This is a genomic window from Flavobacterium davisii, from assembly GCF_019565505.1.
Classification (GTDB): domain Bacteria; phylum Bacteroidota; class Bacteroidia; order Flavobacteriales; family Flavobacteriaceae; genus Flavobacterium; species Flavobacterium davisii.
This window is the reverse complement of the sequence record NZ_CP067378.1, coordinates 3,281,287-3,301,919: the sequence shown is the minus strand read 5'-3', so window position 1 is coordinate 3,301,919 and position 20,633 is coordinate 3,281,287. Positions and strand designations below refer to the sequence as shown.

The window sequence follows — 20,633 nt, the reverse complement described above, 5'->3', positions numbered from 1 at the left end:
ATTATCTTCAATGTTGTAAAACTAAGTTTGCTATAAAAAATCTGAAATAAGGAGGCTTGATTCTAAAATTAATAGATTGTTTAACTTTTAGGTGATTTACTTTTTACAAATATTAATCTATAAAAAATGCTCCTAAATGTTAATTTTAGGAGCATTTTTATTTTATACAATATAATTATTCTACTACAACTCGTTTGGTAGTAGAATTTTCATTTTGATTAATTTTTACTAAATAAATACCTTTAGGTAAATCATTAATAAAAATTGATTCAGAAGTAACTTCTGTTATTTCGTAAATTTTTTGACCTAAAGTTGTATAAATTTCAACTGTATATTTTTGAGCTAAATCTTCAAAAGTTATTTGGAAATTTCCTTTTGTTGGATTAGGAAATAAATTTAAATGTATGTCTTTTTTATTTTCATTAGATTTTACCACTCTATTACCTAAACCTGAGCAGTTATCAACACTATATATATCCCAATCGTTTGTTTTGTTAAAAGTGGTACTTGGTACAATTGCTGTAGCCTTTCTTCTCATTGTTTCATCTATAGAAAAATCAGCTGTACCTCCATTAAATTTACCTATAATATCTACTAAAACGCCATTTTTAAACAAACCTATAGCATCATTTCCATTATAAGCCATCTCGCCAGCAGAAGTAGATAAATTTGCTAATGCAGTAGAATAACATGTAGAAGAAATTAAACTATTAACAATAACAAATTTTCCATTATTATCTAATGTCCCTGATAATGTTAAACCAGTACTCCACGAACCTGAACCATTTGTTTGTTTTTTTATAGCGTAAGATGATAAACTAACAGGAGATCCTGTTCTATTTGTAATTTCTAAAGCTTTGTTATTAGAAGTCCCTTCTAAATATTCTGAAAAATATAGATTAGTAATAGCTGTTGTACTAGCCGTAGTAGTAACATTTAGTACATTACTTGATCCTGAAGTATTTCCAGCAGCATCTTTTGCTCTTACTGTAAATGAATAATTCGTTGAAGCAGATAGACCTGTTATTGTAGCTGTCGTTCCTATTACTGAAGTTTTTAGTAAAGTCCCTTGATATATATCGTATCCTATTACTCCTACATTATCTGTTGATGCTGCCCATGATAAAACACATCCTGTAGTTGTAATATTTGAAACAGTTAAATTGTTAGGAACTGTAGGAGCAATTATATCGGTTCCAGCAGTTGTTGTAACATTTAACGCATTACTTGAATCTGAAGTATTTCCAGCAGCATCTTTTGCTCTTACTGTAAATGAATAATTGGTTGAAGCAGATAAACCTGTTATTGTAGCTGTCGTTCCTATTACTGAAGTTTTTAGTAAAGTTCCTTGATATATATCGTATCCTATTACTCCTACATTATCTGTTGATGCTGCCCATGATAAAACACATCCTGTAGTTGTAACATTTGAAACGGTTAAATTATTAGGAACTGTAGGAGCAATTATATCGGTTCCAGCAGTTGTTGTAACATTTAACGCATTACTTGAATCTGAAGTATTTCCAGCAGCATCTTTTGCTTTTACTGTAAAAGAATAAGTCGTAGAGGCTGTTAATCCTGTTATATTGGCACTAGTCCCCGCAACCGTTATTTTTAAAGCTCCATTTAAATATATATTGTAACTGGTTACTCCAACATTATCTGTAGACGCAGTCCACGATAACGTACAACTTGTTGTTGATATTCCTGAAGAGATTAGATTAGATGGTATAGAAGGAGCTGTAGTATCCGCAATAGAACCTCCCCAAATAAGGTTCACATAATTAGGATTATCAATAAATGGGTTTCTATTACCTTGACGAGCATAGATCGCATTATTTCTAGCTATTTCTCTAGGACTTACAGGATCTTGCGCATGCCATTTTAATAGCATATCTAAAAAAGGTTTTCCAAAAACTTGATTAGATGTTCCGTTAAACATTTCATAAGAGGTATAATTAGCAACTGTATTTTCATAACGAGTAGCAAAATAAAAATACATACGAGCAATATCTCCTTTGAATTCATTAATTGGTTCAAAAACGGTACCAGTATAACCTGAAACAGCACTTGATCCTAATTTTCCTCCATTTCTTGATGTCCAACTTGCAACAGCTACCATTCCATGAGGATAATTAGAACGCATTCCATTTACTTTTCCATCAGTAGGAGGAATAAAATGAGCATCTGATACCATAGGTGCTGCATTATTAAAAACAGATTGAGGAATCATGTGTTCACGATTATAGCATCCCCCTTCTACCGAATAAGTTCCACACTGATTTGTACCGTATTGGTACACATAGGGGTCTGTTCCTGTAGGGTTTTCAGAATAAACATCAATAATAGAGTTATCATTTTCATATTCTTTATCTCTATCAGAAGTCTGATAAGTAGTCCAAAGTCCCGAATAACCATTATCCGTATGTCCTTTAATAATGTTATACAATTGTGTTTTCAAAGTATAACCAGAGCCTGTAGCGGAACTGTAATAACCAGAGGGCGCTTGTGCATGCCCTACTAATGCACAAAAAAGTGCAAACAAAGTAGTTTTTGATTTCATTTGGTTGTTTTAAATTGTTTTTGGTATATAATTAAAATAAAAAAGTGGCATATAGCCACTTTTTTATTCTACGATAATTTTTTTCGTTGTAAATTGATTTCCAGCAGTTAATTTTATTAGATATAATCCTTTTGATAAACCAATTAAATTATAACTTTCGTCTGTTCTTACTGGTTTTTTACTCTTTTGTATTAACTGTCCATTTATAGTATATACCTCAATTTCATCTAACTCTATTGCAGAATTAATTTTTATCCATTCTCCATTTGATGGATTAGGGGATAAACTGATATTTGTTTGTAATTGAAATTCTAAATTAGATAAAGCTTGGCATTGTGCAGACCATATTTGACAAACATATTCAGGATGATCTATAAAAGGATTTCTATTATGTTGTACGGCGCAAACTGCATTATTTCTATCAATTTCTTTTTGACTAACTGGATCTTGAAGATGCCAATTTATCATTAAATCCAGATACCATTTTTCATAAACTTGATCATTAGATCCATCTAAAACAGTATTTCCATCAACTGTAATATTTTGCCAATTTGAAATTTTATCTTCATAACGCGTAGCCATATAAAAATAATTTCTTGCTATATCTCCTTTATATTGATCTGCGGGTTCAAAAACAATAAGATTAACAGGAGCGTTGGGGGCTATACAAATTCCTATTTTGGAATTATTATTTGTTATATAAGTAGGGGTATTGCCCACTATTCCATAAGGCATACTTCCTCTCATTCCATTATCTTTTTTATCAGTAGGCATAACATGAAATGCGTCCGTATACATTGGCATTCCTGATGAACCTCCAAACCAACTTTTAGGAAAAGTATGTTCTCTATTATATCTTTCGCATTCTACTTTTCCTCCTTTTCCGTCGTCTTGACTACCGCCTGTTAAAAGAGGAGTACCGAAAACAAAATTACAGTTTGAATATATATCCCAAACTCTTCCATCAGAATTTACATCCGAAGTATAGTATAGGTTCCATAAACCGGGCGTATAACTAATTACCGTATGATCCTTTATAATATTAAAAAGTTGTGTTTTTAAAACATAATTCATTCCTGTTGCGGAAGAATAATATGCTCTTAAATCACTCGGACAATTTTGTCCGACTGCCAAAAAGGAACTTAAAATGAAAACAAAAAAAAGATAGTTCTTTTTCATATAGAATAATTTATAAACCTAGATTACATTTTTTTTTCTAACAGTGCCATATAAAAGCCATCAAAACCCGTTTGATGTGCTAATATTTTATAATCGCGAATAAACATGAAATTTTTACCATTTTCTGTTGCTAAAAACTTTTGAATTTGTTCTTGATTTTCAGATGGTAATATAGAACAAGTGGCATAAACCAACTTTCCTCCTCGGTTTAAGAATTTTAGAATAATTTTCTAAAACTTCTGCTTGTACCTTACGGATATTATCTATAAATTCTGGTTGCAGTTTCCACTTGCTATCTGGATTACGTTTTAAAACTCCCAAACCACTACAAGGCGCATCAATTAATACGCGATCAGCTGTTCCATAAAGTTTTTTAATTGTTTTAGAGCTTTCGATAACACGAGTTTCAACATTATGAACTCCGTTACGACGAGCTCTTAACTTCAACTGATTTAATTTACTTTCGTATAAATCTAAAGCAATCAATTGTCCTTTATTTTGCATAATAGATGCTAAATGAAGTGTCTTTCCTCCTGCTCCTGCACAAGTGTCTACTACTCGCATACCGGGTCGGACATCTAACAATGGAGCTACTAATTGTGATGAAGCATCTTGTACTTCAAACAAACCTTCTTTAAAAGCTTGAGTTAAAAAGACATTTGCGCGTTCCTTTAAAATTAAAGCATCTACCCGGTCTTTTAAAAAATCTGTCTCTATATTCAAATCCATTAAAATAGCACGTAGTTTTTCTTTAGTAGTTTTTAAAGTATTTACTCGTAAAATTACCTTAGCTTGTTCATTCTGTGCTTTAATTTCTTTACTCCAAACATCTTCTCCTAACTCTTTTAAACAAAGAGCATCCATCCAATCAGGAATAGATTCTTTTATAGCTCTTGTTTTAGAGAATTCATTAAAACGTCCTTTAATTTTACGCTCTGGAGTACCTTGTAATTGCGTCCAATCAGGTATAGGATAACCTCTTAATACAGCCCATGCTGCAAACATACGCCATAAATTTTCACGATTATAAGGTTCTTTAACATCTCCTATTTCAGCATATAAACGTTTCCATCTCACAATTTCATAGATTGTTTCTGCTACAAACTTTCTATCTGCACTCCCCCACCTTTTATCTTTTTTTAGTGCTCTTGCTACTACTTTATCCGCATATTCTCCTTCATTAAAAATGGCATTTAAAGAGTCTATAGTAGTGTAAACAAGGTTTCTATGTAATCGCATATCATTAATTTTGAGGGCGCAAATATAAGATAAAGTTATAAGCTTATAAACACTCTAACGTATTTTATTTTTAGAAAATAAAAAATTATACTACTTTCTATAATCTTCTAATTAAACATTAATCAAAAGAGGAACGAATAAAGGAATCTAATTTATTACAAACACAACGACTTTCAATCTAAAAAATAATCATTTCACCTTATTCATTAAAAAAAATCCATGTATTTATTTATCAGCCTCTTCATTAAAAGTTTAAATATATAATTTGATATAATTCAATTTTTGAGTTATATGATAAAACAATTAAAAGTCTGTTTATGTGTTCATCAAGAAAACATAAATGTTAAAAAAAAGTTAAAATATGATTAAACATTCGATTAAATCAATCAATCATTTAGTTTTGCAAAAAATTTTACAACCATGGGAACACATCCATTTAATGATAAACAAGTTGCTATACTAGAAGTTGTTGAAAAACTCTTTGCTGAAAAAGGTTTTGATGGAACATCTGTAAGAGATATAGCCAAAGCAGCGAACATTAATGTTGCAATGATCTCTTATTACTTTGGCTCAAAAGAAAAATTATTAGAAGGAATTGTACTTTATCGTTCAGCTGGACTAAATTTTCAGATGGAAAATATTCGAAATAGTGAAACAGATCCATTTGAAAAATTAGACAATTTAGTTGAATTTTATGTTGCATTAATACATCATAATAAGTCTATCTACCAAATTATAAATGTTGAATTTAGCAATCAAAAAAGAAAGATTGATTTTGAATTGATTAATCAAGCTAAAGAAGGCAATTATATTGAGTTAAATAGAGTGATAAAAGAAGGACAAGAAAAAGGATTATTTAAAGAAAATGTAAATACTTTTTTAGTAGCACCTACTATATTAGGTACTTATTTTCATTTTTATAATAGTCGTTCTTTTTATGAAAAACTAATAGGTATAAAAGATGAAAACCAATGGGAAAGTTATATAAATATTGAACTTACTCAACATATAAAACAAGTCATTAAATCACTAGTAAAAAAATGAATGCGAATAAATTTCTCCCCCTATTAATACTGGTAAATTATAGTTGGTATGCACAAGAAAGAACCAATTTAAATTTAAAAGAAGCTTTAATACTTTTAGAAAAAAATAATAATGAAATTTTGTTAGCTCAAACAAAAGTCGATACTAAAAAATTAGAATGGCAACAGGCAAAAGATCATCAATATCCTGATATTAAAATAGGTGGACAATATTTTTATATTACAGAACCTACTGTTGATCTAAAACTAAAGTTACCATTTCATTCTTCAGTAAACCCTGCAAATATTAATCAATTTATGATAGGTCAAGCCAATGCGAATTTGCCTTTATTTGCTGGTGGAAAAATACGAAATAGTATTCAAGCAACAGAAAATTTATATTTAGCTGAAAAAGCAAAATCATCTAATACAAAAGAAGATGTTTCTTTAAAAGTAATTGAATACTATGCTCAACTATACAGAGCATTAAAATCTGTAGAATTAATAAGTGATAACATTAAAAGTACCGAGCAACGTGTAAAAGATTTTATCAATATGGAAAAAAACGGCATTATTGCTCGAAATGATTTATTAAAGTCTCAATTACAATTAGCTAAAATAAAATTAAGTTTACAAGAAGCAAATAAGAACGTAAATATTACAAACTACGCATTAACTACGTTATTAAATTTACCCGAAGGCTATAAAATAGGAATTGACGAACATCAATTTGATGGACAATCCCCTATTTCGAAAACGATTGAAGAAAAAGATGCTTTAGAAAATAGAAAAGATTTAGAAATTTTGGGCTATCTACAAAAAGCCAATGAAAACAATATAAGAGTCGCGCAGAGTAATTATTATCCTAAAATAGGCTTATCTGCTGGATATATAGCTATGAGTTTACAAAATGTCATAAATGTTACAAATGCAATAAACATAGGTGGCGGAATTTCATACGATTTGAGTTCTCTTTATAAAACTTCAAAAGAAGTAAAAACAGCTAGAAATAAAGCAGAAGAATTAAAGATTACCCAAAATTTATTAAAAGACGGTATTAAAATCCAAACGCAACAAAGTATAGAAAACTTTAATCTTGCTCAAAACCAAAATAAAGTATATCAGCAAGCTATAGAGCAAGCAACAGAAAATTACAGAATAGTTAAAGACAAACATGATAATGGTTTAGCAACAGTAACAGAACTCATTGATGCTGATGTTGAACAACTAAATGCAAAAATAAATTATGCTAATTCTAGAGCAAATGTCCTTTTAAAATATTATGAAATGTTAGCTACATCTGGTCAACTCATTACATCATTCAATTTAACAAAATAATTTCGTCTTATGGAAACTGAAAAAAAAGCAATCAATAAAAAATTCGCAATCATACTAGGGGCATTAGTAATTGGTGGTGGAAGCTATGGTATTAGTAAATATTTACATGCTCAAACACACGAAGAGACAGACGATGCACAAGTAGAGAAAAAAATAACACCAATTATCCCTAAAGTTTCTGGTTACATTTCAAAAGTATATGTTAAAGACAATGATTTTGTCAAAAAAGGCGACACATTATTTGTAATTGATAATCGAGATTATTTGGTCAAAGTAGAAGAAGCGAAAGCTTTAATGATTGCAGCAGAAAATACATTTGAAGTGGCCAAAGCTGATGTTGGTAGTGCTAACGCAAGTGTTGCCGCTTCAGATGCTAATGTAGCATCAGCATTAGGAACAATTGAAACGGCTAAAATTCGTTTAGAACGCGCAACTAATGACTATGAACGATATAATAATCTTTATAAAAATCATTCTATTACAAAACAACAATATGAACAAGCTTTAGCTACTAAACTAGAAGCTGAAAATCAAGTTAGAATTTTAACTAATCAACAAAGAGCTAGTAGTTATCAAAAAAATGTAGTAGCCTCTAAAGCAATTGTTTCTGATAAACAAACAAAAGTAGCATCTGCCAATATTAGTAGAGCGAAAGCTTCTTTAAATGCTGCTGAATTAAATTTAGAATACACCGTAGTAACAGCAACTATAGATGGCCGGGTTTCTAAAGTAAATATTCAAGCTGGACAGTTAGTTAATCAAGGACAATCTCTTTTCTATCTAGTTAATACCACAGAAACATCAGTAATAGCTAATTTTAAAGAAACCCAATTAGGAAAAATGAAAATAGGTCAAAAAGTCGTTATTAAAATAGATGCTTTTGGCGATCTTGAGTTAAAAGGGAAAATAACCTCTTTTTCGCCTGCTACAGGTTCTCAATTTTCTATACTTCCTCCTGACAATGCAACTGGAAATTTCGTAAAAACAGTACAAAGAATTCCTGTAAAAATTGAATTCACAAATGATAACGAAAAAGAAAAAATTGAATTACTACGTTCTGGGATGAATGCACATGTAGATGTATACTTAAAATAATTCAAAAAAAATGACACAAGATACTACAAATGATCTAGTAGAATATGGCTATAGAAGGATTATGGTAACGATTGTTGCTATACTCTGTTCACTACTAGAAATAGTAGATACCACCATTGTTAATGTAGCTCTTAATGAAATGAAAGGAAGCTTAGGAGCTACTCTAAGCGATGTTTCATGGGTAATTACGGCTTATGCAATAGCCAATGTAATTATTATTCCTATGACTAATTGGCTTTCACAACAATTTGGGAGAAAAAATTATTTTACGACTTCAATTATTATTTTCACAGTTACTTCTTTTTTATGTGGAAATTCAACCAATATTTGGGAACTCGTATTTTTTAGATTTATACAAGGTTTAGGTGGAGGTGCTTTATTAGTAACAGCACAAACCATTATAACGGAAAGCTATCCTATTAAAAAAAGAGGTATGGCACAAGCTATTTATGGATTAGGTGTCATTTTAGGTCCTACTTTCGGTCCTCCTTTAGGAGGGTATATAGTTGATCATTTTTCTTGGCCTTTCATCTTTTACATCAATATTCCTTTAGGGATTATTGCAACAGTGTTAGCCATAATGTATGTAAAGAGTCCAAAATTTAGTATCAAATTAAAGGCAAATCAAGTAGACTGGTTAGGAATTATCTATTTATCTCTTTTTGTAGGCTCTCTTCAATATGTTTTAGAACATGGACAACAAGATGACTGGTTTAATAGTAATACGATTATCAATTTATGTATTATTTCCTTATTTGGTTTCATCTTTTTTATTCATAGAGAATTAACTTACGAGTTTCCAATTGTAAACTTAAAAGTTTTAAAATATAGCTCATTACAAATAGGTATTCTTTTTTCTACTATTTTAGGATTTGGAGTGTATACCACAATTTTTGTTATACCCGTATATACACAGTCTATTTTAAGATGGAACGCGACTCAATCAGGGTTATTATTAATTCCTAGTTCTTTAATGACTGCTTTTGCTATGCCTTTTGTTGGAAAATTATTGCAAAAAGAAGTATCTATTAAATATTTATTAATTGTTGGATTTACTTGTTTCTCTATTTTTGCCTTTTGGTCATACACTATATTAACACCCAATACTGGTGAAGAACATTTTTGGTGGCCTTTAATTTTAAGAGGATTAGGATTAGGATTACTTTTTGTTCCTGTAACTAGCTACTCCTTAAGCGAATTAACAGGTAAAGATATAGGTGATGGGGCTGCTTTTACAGGTATGTTAAGACAATTAGGAGGTTCTTTTGGTATAGCAATAGTCACAACTTTCATTTCTAGATGGGGACAAAAACATCGAGCTAATTTAGTAAACCACTTAGATAAAACAAGTTTTCAGACTCAAAACCAAATAACCATGATACAAAAGAGTTTTATTGCAAAAGGCTATTCTTATAATGATGCTCTTAATAAAGCACACCAAATCCTAGAATTAAAAGTAATAAAACAATCTAATATATTAGCCTTTATGGATATATTCATGTATTTGGGCATTTTATTTTTAATTTGTATTCCTATTGTAATAGCTATAAAAACTAGAAAATCTAATATTAGTGCTGCTGATGTCATGCATTAAATTAGTTATGATTATGATAAGGAAAATATCTAGTCATACATGATTAAAAATACATCAAACAATAAATATAATTTATAAAATGATTTTTGCTGAAGTACCGTTTCACTCGTATATATAAATTATATTTGCAAAAATTAATTAAAAATGAACTTAGAAAATATTCCTAATATCAAGCATTTAAACAGTAATAATTTTTTTGTTCTTGCTGGACCTTGTGCCATAGAAGGTGAAGAAATGGCTATGAAAATAGCTGAACGCTTAATAAAAATTACAGATGACCTTAAAATTCCTTATGTTTTTAAAGGTTCATTTAAAAAAGCTAATCGCTCACGTGTAGATAGTTTTACAGGGATTGGTGATGAAAAAGCATTAAAAATTTTACAAAAAGTAAGTCGTGAATTTAATGTTCCAACCATTACAGATATTCATACAAATGAAGATGCAGCGATGGCTGCTGAATTTGTAGATATTTTACAAATTCCTGCTTTTTTAGTTCGTCAAACAGATTTAGTTGTAGCTGCTGCACAAACAAAAAAACAGTAAACTTAAAGAAAGGACAATTCATGAGTCCTGAAAGTATGAAACATGCCGTTCAAAAAGTCTTAGATTCTGATAACGAAAATGTAATGGTTACGGATAGAGGTACTATGTTTGGATATCAGGATATGATTGTAGATTTTAGAGGGATACCTACTATGCGTCAAATGGCCACTACAGTATTAGATATTACGCACTCATTACAACAACCCAATCAACTACTAGGAGTAACAGGTGGTAGACCTGATATGATTGAAACTATTGCAAAAGCAGGTATAGCTGTAGGTGTTGATGGTATATTTATAGAAACCCATTTTGATCCTGCTAATGCAAAAAGTGATGGTGCTAATATGTTACATTTAGATTACTTTGAAAGTTTAATGAAAAAATTAGTAGCAATTAGACAAACCATTAATCAGTTTTGATACTTCTATAAGAGGGAAACTAAATTTTGGTAATTTTAAAGCAATTTTAATACAACTTAGTTCTTTCGTTTTAAATAAATTTTAAAAGCTAGCTATTCAAAATAAAATATATCCATAAAATCCAAGATTCAAAACCTTCTTACTTCTAAATTTACCCCATTTATTCAATAAAAGTTTCAATAAATGGGGTTATTTTATAGCTTTAGCGGATAAAAACCTCAAAAAAGTTTAACTTTTCCTTTCTTTTAAAAACTTACCTTGAAATTATTTATGATAATATAATCAAAAAAAAGGAAAATCACATAACATTGATATGTGACTTTCCCCTTCGGTCGAAGTAAAAAAATACGTATTAAATTAAGCTTTTTACACCATATTTATAAGAAAAATTCGCGTGCTTTTTCATCTTCATCACGAAATCTAATGCTCAATTTGGATTTAATTCTTTTTATTGGACTTTAAAAAACTAGCTTCTTCTGTTTTACTAGAAGGTGCAATTAATTTATTCAACTGGTTTATTTCTTTTTCTGTCAAGTCTCTATATCGACCTACTGGAATATCTAATGATATGTTTATTATACGTACTCTTTTTAATCGTACTACTTCATAACCTAAATATTCACACATGCGACGAATTTGTCTATTTAATCCTTGTGTTAATATTATTTTAAAGGTTGTAGCATTCACTTCTTCTACTTTACACTTACGCGTTACAGTTCCTAAAATAGGTACTCCATCTGCCATACGTTGTATAAAACGTTCATTTATTGGTTTATTAACAGTTACGACATATTCCTTTTCATGGTTATTACGAGCTCTTAATATCTTGTTTACAATATCTCCGTCATCTGTCATGAATATAAGACCTTCACTAGCTTTATCTAAGCGACCAATAGGAAAAATTCGTTTGGGATAATTAATAAAATCTATTATATTATTTTTTACTTTTAAATTAGTTGTACATTCAATTCCTATAGGTTTATGAAAGGCTAAGTAAATAGGTTTACTTGTTTTTTCCCGAATAAGCTTACCATCAACTCTTATTTCATCTTCTAAAGACACCTTAGTTCCTAACTCTGGTATTGATCCGTTAATAGTTATCCGTCCCTGTTCTAACAATTTATCCGCTTCACGACGGGAACAAAAACCTGTTTCAGATAAAAATTTATTAATTCTTGTCTTATTTTCTTCCATTTGCCAAAGATAGTAATAGATGTTTAAATTATATTTTTAGATGTTTCAAAAGGTTCTTTATTAAAAACGTTTGATTGATTTTATTTAATAAATTCATTTTCAACTTATATTATGTAAAAGGAAATCTACATTTTTTACTCAATTAAAAATGCACTAATTTCTTTAAACACTTTTTCATCTTGTAATGAATGTCCTAATTCTTTTGTTTCGATAAAAAGACTTTCTTTCCAAGCTTGTGCTATTTTTTTTCCTTCATTTATAGCTACTGTTTTGTCTTCAATATCATGAATTATTAGCCCTTTTATTTTAGAATTTTGCACAAATAATTGGGCTGAAAAATCTTCTATTTTTTGTTTATATTCTAGTTCCCATTTTTCTTTCAATTCTTTTGTTAATTTTGAATTTAAACTCAATAAAGCAATATAGTTATTTAAAATAATTTCAAAATCACAAGGCGCTCCTAGAACAATTATTTTTTTAATTTCTGTAGGAAAAACATGTTGATAATACAAACAAGCATTTCCTCCTATTGAGTGTCCTATCAAATATTGTGGTTGGTATTTTTGAACTACTTCATGAATAAATAGACTGTACTGAGGTACACTAAATTTCTTTCCTTGCGAAAGTCCATGGGCAGGCGCATCAAGTGCTATAATTGTACTTCCTGTATTTTTTAAATATAATACTATTTTTTCCCAACGTGAAGAATTACTTTCCCAACCATGTACCAAAAGTATTTTGGTCTCATTTCCTTTCCACATATAAGTTTGAAAAGTAGCATTTTCATATTTTAATTTTTCTTTTTAGATTCTTCTAAAAACAGAGGAAGTTTATTCTTATTTAACTTTCCTTTTCGTGGACTACTAAAAAGTGTAAATGCCAAGTCTAACGCTTTTTGGGGAAATAAAAAGCTTAAGATATTTAAATATAATCCTACCGATTTCGTAAATGTAAAGTAAAAAATTGGGTTCATAAAAAAAAATCCCGATTTCTCGGGACTTAGTGTCATTATATTTTAGCAAATAATTGTTCCATTTTTTCTCTTTCTTCATCCGCTAAAACGGCATCAACTAAAATTCTTCCACTATGCTCGTCTGTAATAACTTTCTTACGAGCAGCGATTTCCATTTGTGTTTGTGGTGGAATAGTAAAAAAGAACCAGCAGAAGCTCCACGTTCAATAGATACTACCGCCAAACCATTACGAACATTTTCACGAATTCTTTTGTATGCTTTTAACAAACGTTCTTCTATCTGTTCTTCAAACTCTTGTGATTTAGTTAATAAAAAAGCTTCTTCTTTTTCTGTTTCAGACATAATTTCCTGCAACTCTGATTTTTTATGTTTTAAATGAGTTGCCTTTGCTTCTAACTTTTCTTTTGTTTGAGCTATTGAAACTTTTTTGTGCTCAATTGAAGCTTTCATTTCACGAATATGCTTTTCTGCCAATTGAATTTCAAGTTCTTGAAATTCAACTTCTTTGTTAAAGAATTAAATTCACGATTGTTACGTACTTCTTTTTGTTGTGCAGTATATTTTTTAATTGCTTCTTTATGTTCTTCTATAGAACCTTTTTTGCCTTTTATTTGTTCTTCTATTGACTCTAAGTCGGTTTTTAATTTTTCAACTCTTTTAGTCAAACCAGCAACTTCATCTTCTAAATCTTCCACCTCAAGAGGTAATTCTCCTCTTACGTTTCTAATTTCGTCGATTCTTGAATCGATTAATTGTAAGTCGTATAACGCTCTTAATTTTTCTTCTACATTCAATTCTTTTGTTGCCATATTTCTACAAGTAATTAACTGGATTTGTATTTATTTCAGATAATATAATTCTGTCTTCCGACAAATAGTTTGCAAAACTACAAATTTTTTTCTTAAGAAAATCAACAATATATTTTTTTGTAAATCTTTCGCTTTCAAAATGTCCAATATCGGCTAATAAAATTTTGTTTTCAGCTTCATAAAAGTTATGGTATTTCAAATCTGCTGTTAGATAAGCATCTACTCCATTTTGAATGGCTTTTTGAATAGCAAAAGCTCCTGATCCTCCTAAAACGGCAACTTTTTCTATTTTTTTCCTATATAATGTGTGTGTCGTATTCCCCCACACTCCATTTTTTCTTTTACAAAATGAAGAAATTCCTTTTCGTTCATTGGTTCCTTTAATTCGCCTATCATACCTAGACCTATGTTTTGATGGATATTTTCTAAATTATATATCTCATAAGCAATTTCTTCATACACATGATTTGCAAATAATGCTTTTAAAATTTTTCCTTGTCGGTATTTTTCAAATGTAACTTCAATTTTTATTTCTTCTGCTTCTACAAATTCAAAAGAGTTACCTATTACTGGATTACTTTTTTCATTTCCTATATAAGTTCCTTTCCCATTTGAATTAAAACTACAATCTTGATAATTCCCAATTTTTCCAGCTCCTGCTTCAAATAGTGCATTACGAAGTTGTTCTACATTTTCTGGAATTGTATAAGTAACCATTTTTTGGATAAAATGTTGTTTAGGAATCAAAATTTTGGTATTCTGCAATCCTAAAGCGTTACAAAAAATTTTATTAACTCCTTCTTGATGATTATCTAAGGCTGTGTGGACTGCATAAATAGCGATATCATTTTTAATAGCTTTCAAAATAGCCTGTTCTACATAATTTTTACCTGTAATTTTTTTTATTCCAGAAAATAAGATGGGATGAAAACAGACTACTAAATTACATTTTTTAATAATAGCTTCATCTATTACTGTTTCTAAAGCATCATGACAAACTAAAACGCCTGTAACTTCTTCTTTTACATCCCCCACTAGTAAACCTACATTATCAAAATCTTCTGCATAGGCTAAAGGTGCCATTTCTTCTAAAATAGAAATTATATCATTTATTACCATAAATCTTTGAATATCATATTTTCTTACAAATTTATTGATTTTATCCTAAAAGAAATAAGCTACTTTACATCAGATGGAAGGATAAATTTTATAATGAATAAAAAGCGTAAAGAAAAGAAAATAGGAGATTTTCTATCAAAACCTTATTTTTATTGTATATAAGGACAAAAAACAGATCCTATTTTTTAAATTAAAAATGATTTTTCTCTGTAATAATTTCCTAAAACATAATTTGAGTTAAATTCTCTTTCTTAACTTTTTGTTCCTAACTTTTTTTTTCTAGTAGATGTATTATTATCTTTGTATAATTTGTCATTACAATGAAAATTCTTCGAAAACTACTTTTCTTTTTTTCTATAATATATGGTATAATAACCAATATTCGAAATTTTTTGTACGATAAAGCTATTTTAAAATCTTTTTGTTTTGATGTTCCAATTATTGCTGTTGGTAATTTAAGCGTAGGAGGAACCGGTAAAACTCCTCAAATTGAGTATCTAATTCGTTTACTTTCTAATCAATATAAGGTAGCAACGTTGAGCCGTGGTTATAAACGAAAATCTAAAGGTTTTGTTTTGGCTGATGAAAATTCAAATGCTGAAATTTTGGGAGATGAACCGTTTCAATTTTATCAAAAATTCCCTAAAATAAAAGTTGCTGTGGATACTGATAGACGTAACGGGATTATACAATTATTAACTTTAAATGATAAACCTGATATAATATTACTAGATGATGCTTATCAGCATCGTAAAGTAAAAGCTGGTTTTTATATAATGCTTTCTTCTTATGATGATTTATTTTTTAAGGATTATATGCTCCCTACAGGAAATTTACGGGAATATAGAAGTGGTGCTAAACGAGCCGATATGATAATTATCACTAAATGTCCCACAACTATTTCGGAACTTGCCATGAGTAAAATAAAAAGGAAGGTTTTGCGTTATGCTAAATCTAATACGCCTATTTTTTTTACTTATATAGGTTATGATGATTTACTTTTTGGTGAACATACAACATTAGACTTAAAAAAAACATTAAAGGAATCTGTTTTGGCTGTAGCTGGAATTGCCAAACCTCAACCTTTTTTAAGTATTTAAATACATGTGCTTCTGCTAGTATGGAATTTCCTGACCATCATCTTTTTTCTCAAAAGGATATTTCCTCTATTTTAGAGAAAGCGCAGGGAAGAAAAATTATAACTACAGAAAAAGATTATATGCGTTTAAAAGGAAAATTACCAAAAGAACAATTATATTATTTACCTATAAAAAGCTTATTTAATAACGAAAATAAATTATTTGAATCTGAAATTTTAAACTATGTGGGAAAAAGTGCAAGAAACCGTTAATTACATTACAAATAAAATTAATTTCGAACCTGAGTATGGTATTATATTAGGCTCTGGATTGGGTGGTTTTACGGATGATATTGAGGTTGAGTTTATATTGTCTTATAGCGAAATTCCGAACTTTCCTGTATCTACTGTACAAGGACATAAGGGAGCATTAGTTTTTGGAACTATTGGTTCTAAAAAAGTAGTCGCTATGCAAGGACGTTTTCATTATTACGAAGGATATACAATGCAGGAAGTTACTTTTCCTGTACGAGTAATGAAATATATTGGTGTTAATAAGCTAATTGTTTCTAACGCTTCTGGCGGAGTAAATCCTGACTACAATGTGGGTTCTATTGTATTATTAAAAGATCATGTAAATATGATGCCAGAGCATCCTTTACGCGGCAAAAATGACGAGCGTTTTGGTCCCCGTTTTGTCAATATGAGCGAACCATATAGCAGACAAATGTTAGCAAAGGCAAAAGAAATTGCAAATGATTTAGAAATTGAGGTAAAAGAAGGAATTTATTTAGCATTACAAGGTCCTACTTATGAAACTTTATCAGAATATAAAATGGTGAAAGCAGTGGGTTGTGATTGTGTTGGAATGAGTACGGTACCTGAAGTAATAGTAGCTAGACACATGGAACTAGAAACTTTTGGTATTTCAGTCATAACAGATATGGGAGATGCTGAAAATATAGATAGCGTAACGCATGAAGAGGTACTAGAAGCAGTAAAAAAAACAGAGCCTCATATACGCAAATTAATTAAAGAAATAATTTTACAATACTAAAGTAGGTCTATTCAGAAATAAAATTATCAATAAAATCAAGATTCAAAGTTTTTAACTTCTGATTTTAAACCGGGTTCTGTATTAGACTTCGTTAAAACAAAATTTTTCAATAAATCTGAATTTGGATTTAACCTCCGCTTTAAGACTTTTGCTCTAAAACGGAGGTTATTTTTTATACTAGATCATTCTAAAAAATTTATTATAAACAATAAGAACTTTGAATCTAAAAACATTTTTTTATCCTCAATTAGGTTTTCTTAAAAGTTCGTAATCTATCATTTATACAACAAGAGAAACAACATAATACTGATAATATGAATCCTCTTTGTTTCGGAGTGACAAACGGTATGTGAGGATTTAGGGTTGGAAGGGCAAACGATATTTTTCAAAAAAAACATTATAGTTGATTATTTTTTTAAAATAAAAATGCCCCCAACAGTATTTAACTTTTGAGGGCGGTGTCTTTGATAATCTTTTTTATCTTTATTGGTTATACCATTTAAGGTTACAAATTTACTGTAATAACCTCGTGTAATATCTCTTAATTCGTGTATTCTGTAGTGAATTTTGGTTTAGGTAATTTCAAAACTAAAATGGTATTACTTTAATTCATCATATACTTTATATTGCACAGCAAAATAAAAAGGAAAACTAAAAAAGATTCCGATACAAAATGCAAAAATCCCTAAATAACCTAAAATAACGGATATAATAATTAATAAAAATACTTTACCAAAATTTGAACAACAATCTTTGATACTTTTTTTTATTCCTTCTATTGGTTTTAAATCACTAAAAATAACATTGGGTAATGCTGTAAAAGTAAGAATGGAGGTAGCTATAGAAACAAAAAAGAAATAAAATTTTTAATAATATCATCTCCCATTAGTACTTCTAAACTTGTAGTAAAAAACAAGCCTAATCCACTAATTAGCAAAGTAACTAATGCTATTGAAAAGTAATAAGGACTGTTGATATAATAATAAAAAGTTTTAATACTTACTTCATTCTTTTCTTGTGTATCTTTCATCATTTTTAATATTCCTGCATTAAAAGGTGCTACTAAAACCACAATTATGGCAACTCCTAATAAATATAAGAATTTAGCTTGTATTGAAAATGTTTCAGGATTGAAATGTTTTAGATATGCTAACAAATCATCTTCTTTGTATAGTGTTTTTAGTGCTATATTAAGTAAGCTAACTAGTACGATTGTTAGTATTAAAAAAACAAATCCTACAAGGAATATATTTTTTTATAAAGTTCTATACTTTCTTTAATAATTTTATATAAATCAATTTTTTTTGACGTTTCCATTTTTTAAATTATAACCATTTTAATATTTTTTTTACCATTTGAAATTTTCCTTTATAGGGAGCGTAACGAAATGGTAAATCAATCCAATTTGATTTTTTTACAATTGCTTTTTGATGTGAGAATGTTTCAAAGCCTAATTTGCCATGATATGCTCCAATACCACTATGTCCTACTCCTCCGAAAGGTAAATTATTATTAGAAAAATGAGATAATGTGTCATTTACACAACCTCCTCCAAAGGATATTTTAGACAGTAATTCTTTTTCAAAAGATTTGTCTTTGGTAAATAAATATAAGGCAAGAGGTTTTTCAAAACGATTAATTACTTGATATAATTCTTCTCTGGTTGTATAGGAAATAATAGGTAAAATAGGACCAAATATTTCCTCTTGCATAACGGGGCTTTCTAAACTAGGTTCATCTAATAGAGTTGGCGATATGTATAAATCGGTTTCATTTGTTTGCCCTCCAAATAATATCGTTTGGTTTTGTAACAAATGCTGTTGACGCTTCCAATTTTTCAGGTTAATAATACGAGCAAAATCTTCTGATTCTTGTATAGAATTACCTAATGCAATCTGTATTTCTTGTATTAAATAAGAAATGAGTTCTTTTTTACATTTTTATGAACTATTAAATAATCAGGCGCAATACAGGTTTGTCCTGCATTAAATATTTTTCCCCAAATAATTCTTTTGGCAGCTAATTTTAAATCCGCTGTCTGATCTACTATGCACGGGCTTTTGCCACCTAATTCTAAAGTAACTGGTGTAAGATGTTCAGCAGCAGCTTTAGCTACAATTTTTCCTACTGGTACGCTTCCTGTAAAAAAATATAATCCCAACGTTTACTTAATAAATCTTGTGCAATCGTATAATCTCCTGTTATGACTACTACTTGATCTATATCAAACGTTTCTCTTATAATTTTAGATAGTATAGAAGAACTATTAGGGGTAAGTTCTGAAGGTTTTAGCGTTACTTTATTTCCAGCTGCTACGGCTGCAATTAGAGGTGAAAAAGCTAATTGGATGGGATAATTCCACGGGCTGATGATAAGAACTTTACCATAAGGTTCAGAGTATAAATAATCCTTTGAGGGAAAATTTAATAATGAGGGAAAAACTCTTTTGGGTTTAGCCCATGAATCTATTTTTCTGAGGGTATATCTTAGTTCATTAATAATATATTCCGTTTCTGAAATCATACTTTCAAAACGGGGTTTTTTAAAATCTTTATACAAGGCGTCTTGCATATCGCTTTCGTATTTTACTAGATTGTCTAGTAATTTTTTTAAGACTTTTTTACGTTGAGATATAGTGTACATGGTCATGTTTTTATTCTATTGCTTTCCAAATAATATCTTCTGGTACAGGTGCTATAATCTTCATTTTTTCTTTAGAAACGGGATGAATCAGCTCTAATTTCCTTGCATGTAAATGAATTCCTCCATCTGTATTACTTCTATCAAATCCGTATTTTAAATCTCCTTTTATAGGACAACCAATAGCACTTAATTGTGATCGTATTTGATGGTGTCTACCTGTATGTAAGTTTATTTCTAAAGCAAAATAATGATTTAATTCCTTTATAATTTTATAATCTAAAATAGCTTTTTTACTATCTAAAACTTCTTTTGTATGGGCTTTAGATGTGTTTTTTTGTGGGTTTCTTTTTAAATAATGTACTAGGGTAGCCTCTGTTTGAGGCGGTTTATTTTTAACAACTGCCCAATATGTTTTTTGAGTCGCTCTATTTTTAAAAAGATCGTTTAACCTACTTAATGCTTTAGAAGTCTTAGCAAAGAGTACAATACCTGTTGTTGGCCTATCCAGACGGTGTACGACTCCTAAAAAAACTTCTCCGGGTTTATTGTATTTTTCTTTTAAATATTCCTTTACTACATCGGATAAAGGTTTATCTCCTGTTTTATCTCCTTGTACTATGTCACCTACTCGTTTGTTAACCACGATAAGATGATTATCTTCATACAGGACATTTAGGTTATTCTTATTTGAAATTATTTTCATTTTTCAATGAGAAAAAACTACACAAAAAGATTTTATTTAGTTAGCAACTAAAACATTCACTCTT

Annotated in this window: 11 protein-coding genes and 6 pseudogenes; 7 read left to right on the top strand and 10 right to left on the bottom strand. The window is 29.6% G+C overall.

Annotated features, from left to right (window positions below; all coding sequences use genetic code 11):
* Positions 1-175 precede the first annotated feature (175 nt).
* The 3 genes and pseudogenes from JJC05_RS15690 to JJC05_RS15680 form a co-directional block, all read right to left on the bottom strand.
* Positions 176-2,563 (bottom strand): endonuclease, encoded by a 2,388-nt coding sequence (locus tag JJC05_RS15690; protein ID WP_105196857.1) that lies wholly within the window; start codon positions 2,561-2,563, stop codon positions 176-178.
* Positions 2,564-2,626: 63 nt separating this feature from the next.
* Positions 2,627-3,742: an endonuclease gene (locus tag JJC05_RS15685; RefSeq protein WP_105196858.1), complete on the bottom strand. Its 1,116-nt coding sequence runs from the start codon at positions 3,740-3,742 to the stop codon at positions 2,627-2,629.
* A 23-nt stretch (positions 3,743-3,765) separates the two neighbouring features.
* Positions 3,766-4,981, bottom strand: a pseudogene (locus JJC05_RS15680) (RsmB/NOP family class I SAM-dependent RNA methyltransferase).
* 420 nt (positions 4,982-5,401) lie between these two features.
* Between JJC05_RS15680 and JJC05_RS15675 the strand changes: the two are divergent.
* From JJC05_RS15675 to kdsA, 5 genes and pseudogenes are all read left to right on the top strand, one after another.
* A complete protein-coding gene (locus JJC05_RS15675; RefSeq protein ID WP_105196860.1) occupies positions 5,402-6,025 on the top strand; it encodes a TetR/AcrR family transcriptional regulator in 624 nt (207 codons plus the stop codon).
* Entirely contained in the window at positions 6,022-7,341 is a 1,320-nt protein-coding gene (locus JJC05_RS15670; RefSeq protein ID WP_105196861.1) for a TolC family protein, read from the top strand. Before JJC05_RS15675 ends, JJC05_RS15670 begins: the two co-directional genes overlap by 4 nt.
* Positions 7,342-7,350: 9 nt before the next feature.
* Positions 7,351-8,436: an HlyD family secretion protein gene (locus JJC05_RS15665; protein WP_235877814.1), complete on the top strand. Its 1,086-nt coding sequence runs from the start codon at positions 7,351-7,353 to the stop codon at positions 8,434-8,436.
* A 10-nt stretch (positions 8,437-8,446) separates the two neighbouring features.
* Complete coding sequence (locus JJC05_RS15660) at positions 8,447-10,030, top strand: DHA2 family efflux MFS transporter permease subunit (protein WP_105196863.1); 1,584 nt, start codon at positions 8,447-8,449, stop codon at positions 10,028-10,030.
* 144 nt (positions 10,031-10,174) lie between these two features.
* Positions 10,175-10,992, top strand: a pseudogene (gene kdsA / locus JJC05_RS15655) (3-deoxy-8-phosphooctulonate synthase).
* A 438-nt stretch (positions 10,993-11,430) separates the two neighbouring features.
* Here the strand turns inward: kdsA and rluF are convergent.
* From rluF to JJC05_RS15635, 4 genes and pseudogenes are all read right to left on the bottom strand, one after another.
* Positions 11,431-12,186, bottom strand: coding sequence for a 23S rRNA pseudouridine(2604) synthase RluF (gene rluF / locus JJC05_RS15650; protein ID WP_088395048.1), 756 nt, complete (start codon positions 12,184-12,186; stop codon positions 11,431-11,433).
* A 134-nt stretch (positions 12,187-12,320) separates the two neighbouring features.
* The gene (locus tag JJC05_RS15645) at positions 12,321-12,947 is read right to left on the bottom strand and encodes an alpha/beta fold hydrolase (protein WP_088395050.1); all 627 of its coding nucleotides are present in this window, start codon (positions 12,945-12,947) and stop codon (positions 12,321-12,323) included.
* Between the two features lie 247 nt (positions 12,948-13,194).
* Positions 13,195-13,969, bottom strand: a pseudogene (locus JJC05_RS15640) (zinc ribbon domain-containing protein).
* 4 nt (positions 13,970-13,973) lie between these two features.
* Positions 13,974-15,052 (bottom strand): annotated as a pseudogene (locus JJC05_RS15635) (Nif3-like dinuclear metal center hexameric protein).
* 356 nt (positions 15,053-15,408) lie between these two features.
* On the opposite strand from JJC05_RS15635, the pseudogene lpxK reads away from it, so the two are divergent.
* Both lpxK and JJC05_RS15625 read left to right on the top strand, forming a co-directional pair.
* Positions 15,409-16,439: pseudogene (gene lpxK, locus JJC05_RS15630) on the top strand (tetraacyldisaccharide 4'-kinase).
* Entirely contained in the window at positions 16,411-17,223 is an 813-nt protein-coding gene (locus JJC05_RS15625; RefSeq protein ID WP_105196866.1) for a purine-nucleoside phosphorylase, read from the top strand. The pseudogene lpxK and the gene JJC05_RS15625 overlap by 29 nt, the downstream one beginning before the upstream one ends.
* A gap of 838 nt (positions 17,224-18,061) precedes the next feature.
* Here the strand turns inward: JJC05_RS15625 and JJC05_RS15620 are convergent.
* From JJC05_RS15620 to JJC05_RS15610, 3 genes and pseudogenes are all read right to left on the bottom strand, one after another.
* Positions 18,062-18,379: a hypothetical protein gene (locus JJC05_RS15620; RefSeq protein WP_235877813.1), complete on the bottom strand. Its 318-nt coding sequence runs from the start codon at positions 18,377-18,379 to the stop codon at positions 18,062-18,064.
* 169 nt (positions 18,380-18,548) lie between these two features.
* Positions 18,549-19,866 (bottom strand): annotated as a pseudogene (locus JJC05_RS15615) (aldehyde dehydrogenase).
* Positions 19,867-19,876: 10 nt separating this feature from the next.
* Positions 19,877-20,569, bottom strand: a complete 693-nt coding sequence (locus JJC05_RS15610; protein WP_088393603.1) for an RluA family pseudouridine synthase — start codon at positions 20,567-20,569, stop codon at positions 19,877-19,879.
* Between the last annotated feature and the right edge of the window lie 64 nt (positions 20,570-20,633).

What these genes read in the sequence shown, in the direction of transcription:
- JJC05_RS15625 (WP_105196866.1), top strand. Translation starts at nt 16,411, where the DNA reads ATGTGGGAAAAAGTGCAAGAAACCGTTAATTACATTACAAATAAAATT.
- JJC05_RS15645 (WP_088395050.1), bottom strand. Translation starts at nt 12,947, where the DNA reads ATGTGGAAAGGAAATGAGACCAAAATACTTTTGGTACATGGTTGGGAA.
- JJC05_RS15670 (WP_105196861.1), top strand. Translation starts at nt 6,022, where the DNA reads ATGAATGCGAATAAATTTCTCCCCCTATTAATACTGGTAAATTATAGT.
- rluF (WP_088395048.1), bottom strand. Translation starts at nt 12,186, where the DNA reads ATGGAAGAAAATAAGACAAGAATTAATAAATTTTTATCTGAAACAGGT.
- JJC05_RS15690 (WP_105196857.1), bottom strand. Translation starts at nt 2,563, where the DNA reads ATGAAATCAAAAACTACTTTGTTTGCACTTTTTTGTGCATTAGTAGGG.
- JJC05_RS15660 (WP_105196863.1), top strand. Translation starts at nt 8,447, where the DNA reads ATGACACAAGATACTACAAATGATCTAGTAGAATATGGCTATAGAAGG.
- JJC05_RS15675 (WP_105196860.1), top strand. Translation starts at nt 5,402, where the DNA reads ATGGGAACACATCCATTTAATGATAAACAAGTTGCTATACTAGAAGTT.
- JJC05_RS15610 (WP_088393603.1), bottom strand. Translation starts at nt 20,569, where the DNA reads ATGAAAATAATTTCAAATAAGAATAACCTAAATGTCCTGTATGAAGAT.
- JJC05_RS15665 (WP_235877814.1), top strand. Translation starts at nt 7,351, where the DNA reads ATGGAAACTGAAAAAAAAGCAATCAATAAAAAATTCGCAATCATACTA.
- JJC05_RS15685 (WP_105196858.1), bottom strand. Translation starts at nt 3,742, where the DNA reads ATGAAAAAGAACTATCTTTTTTTTGTTTTCATTTTAAGTTCCTTTTTG.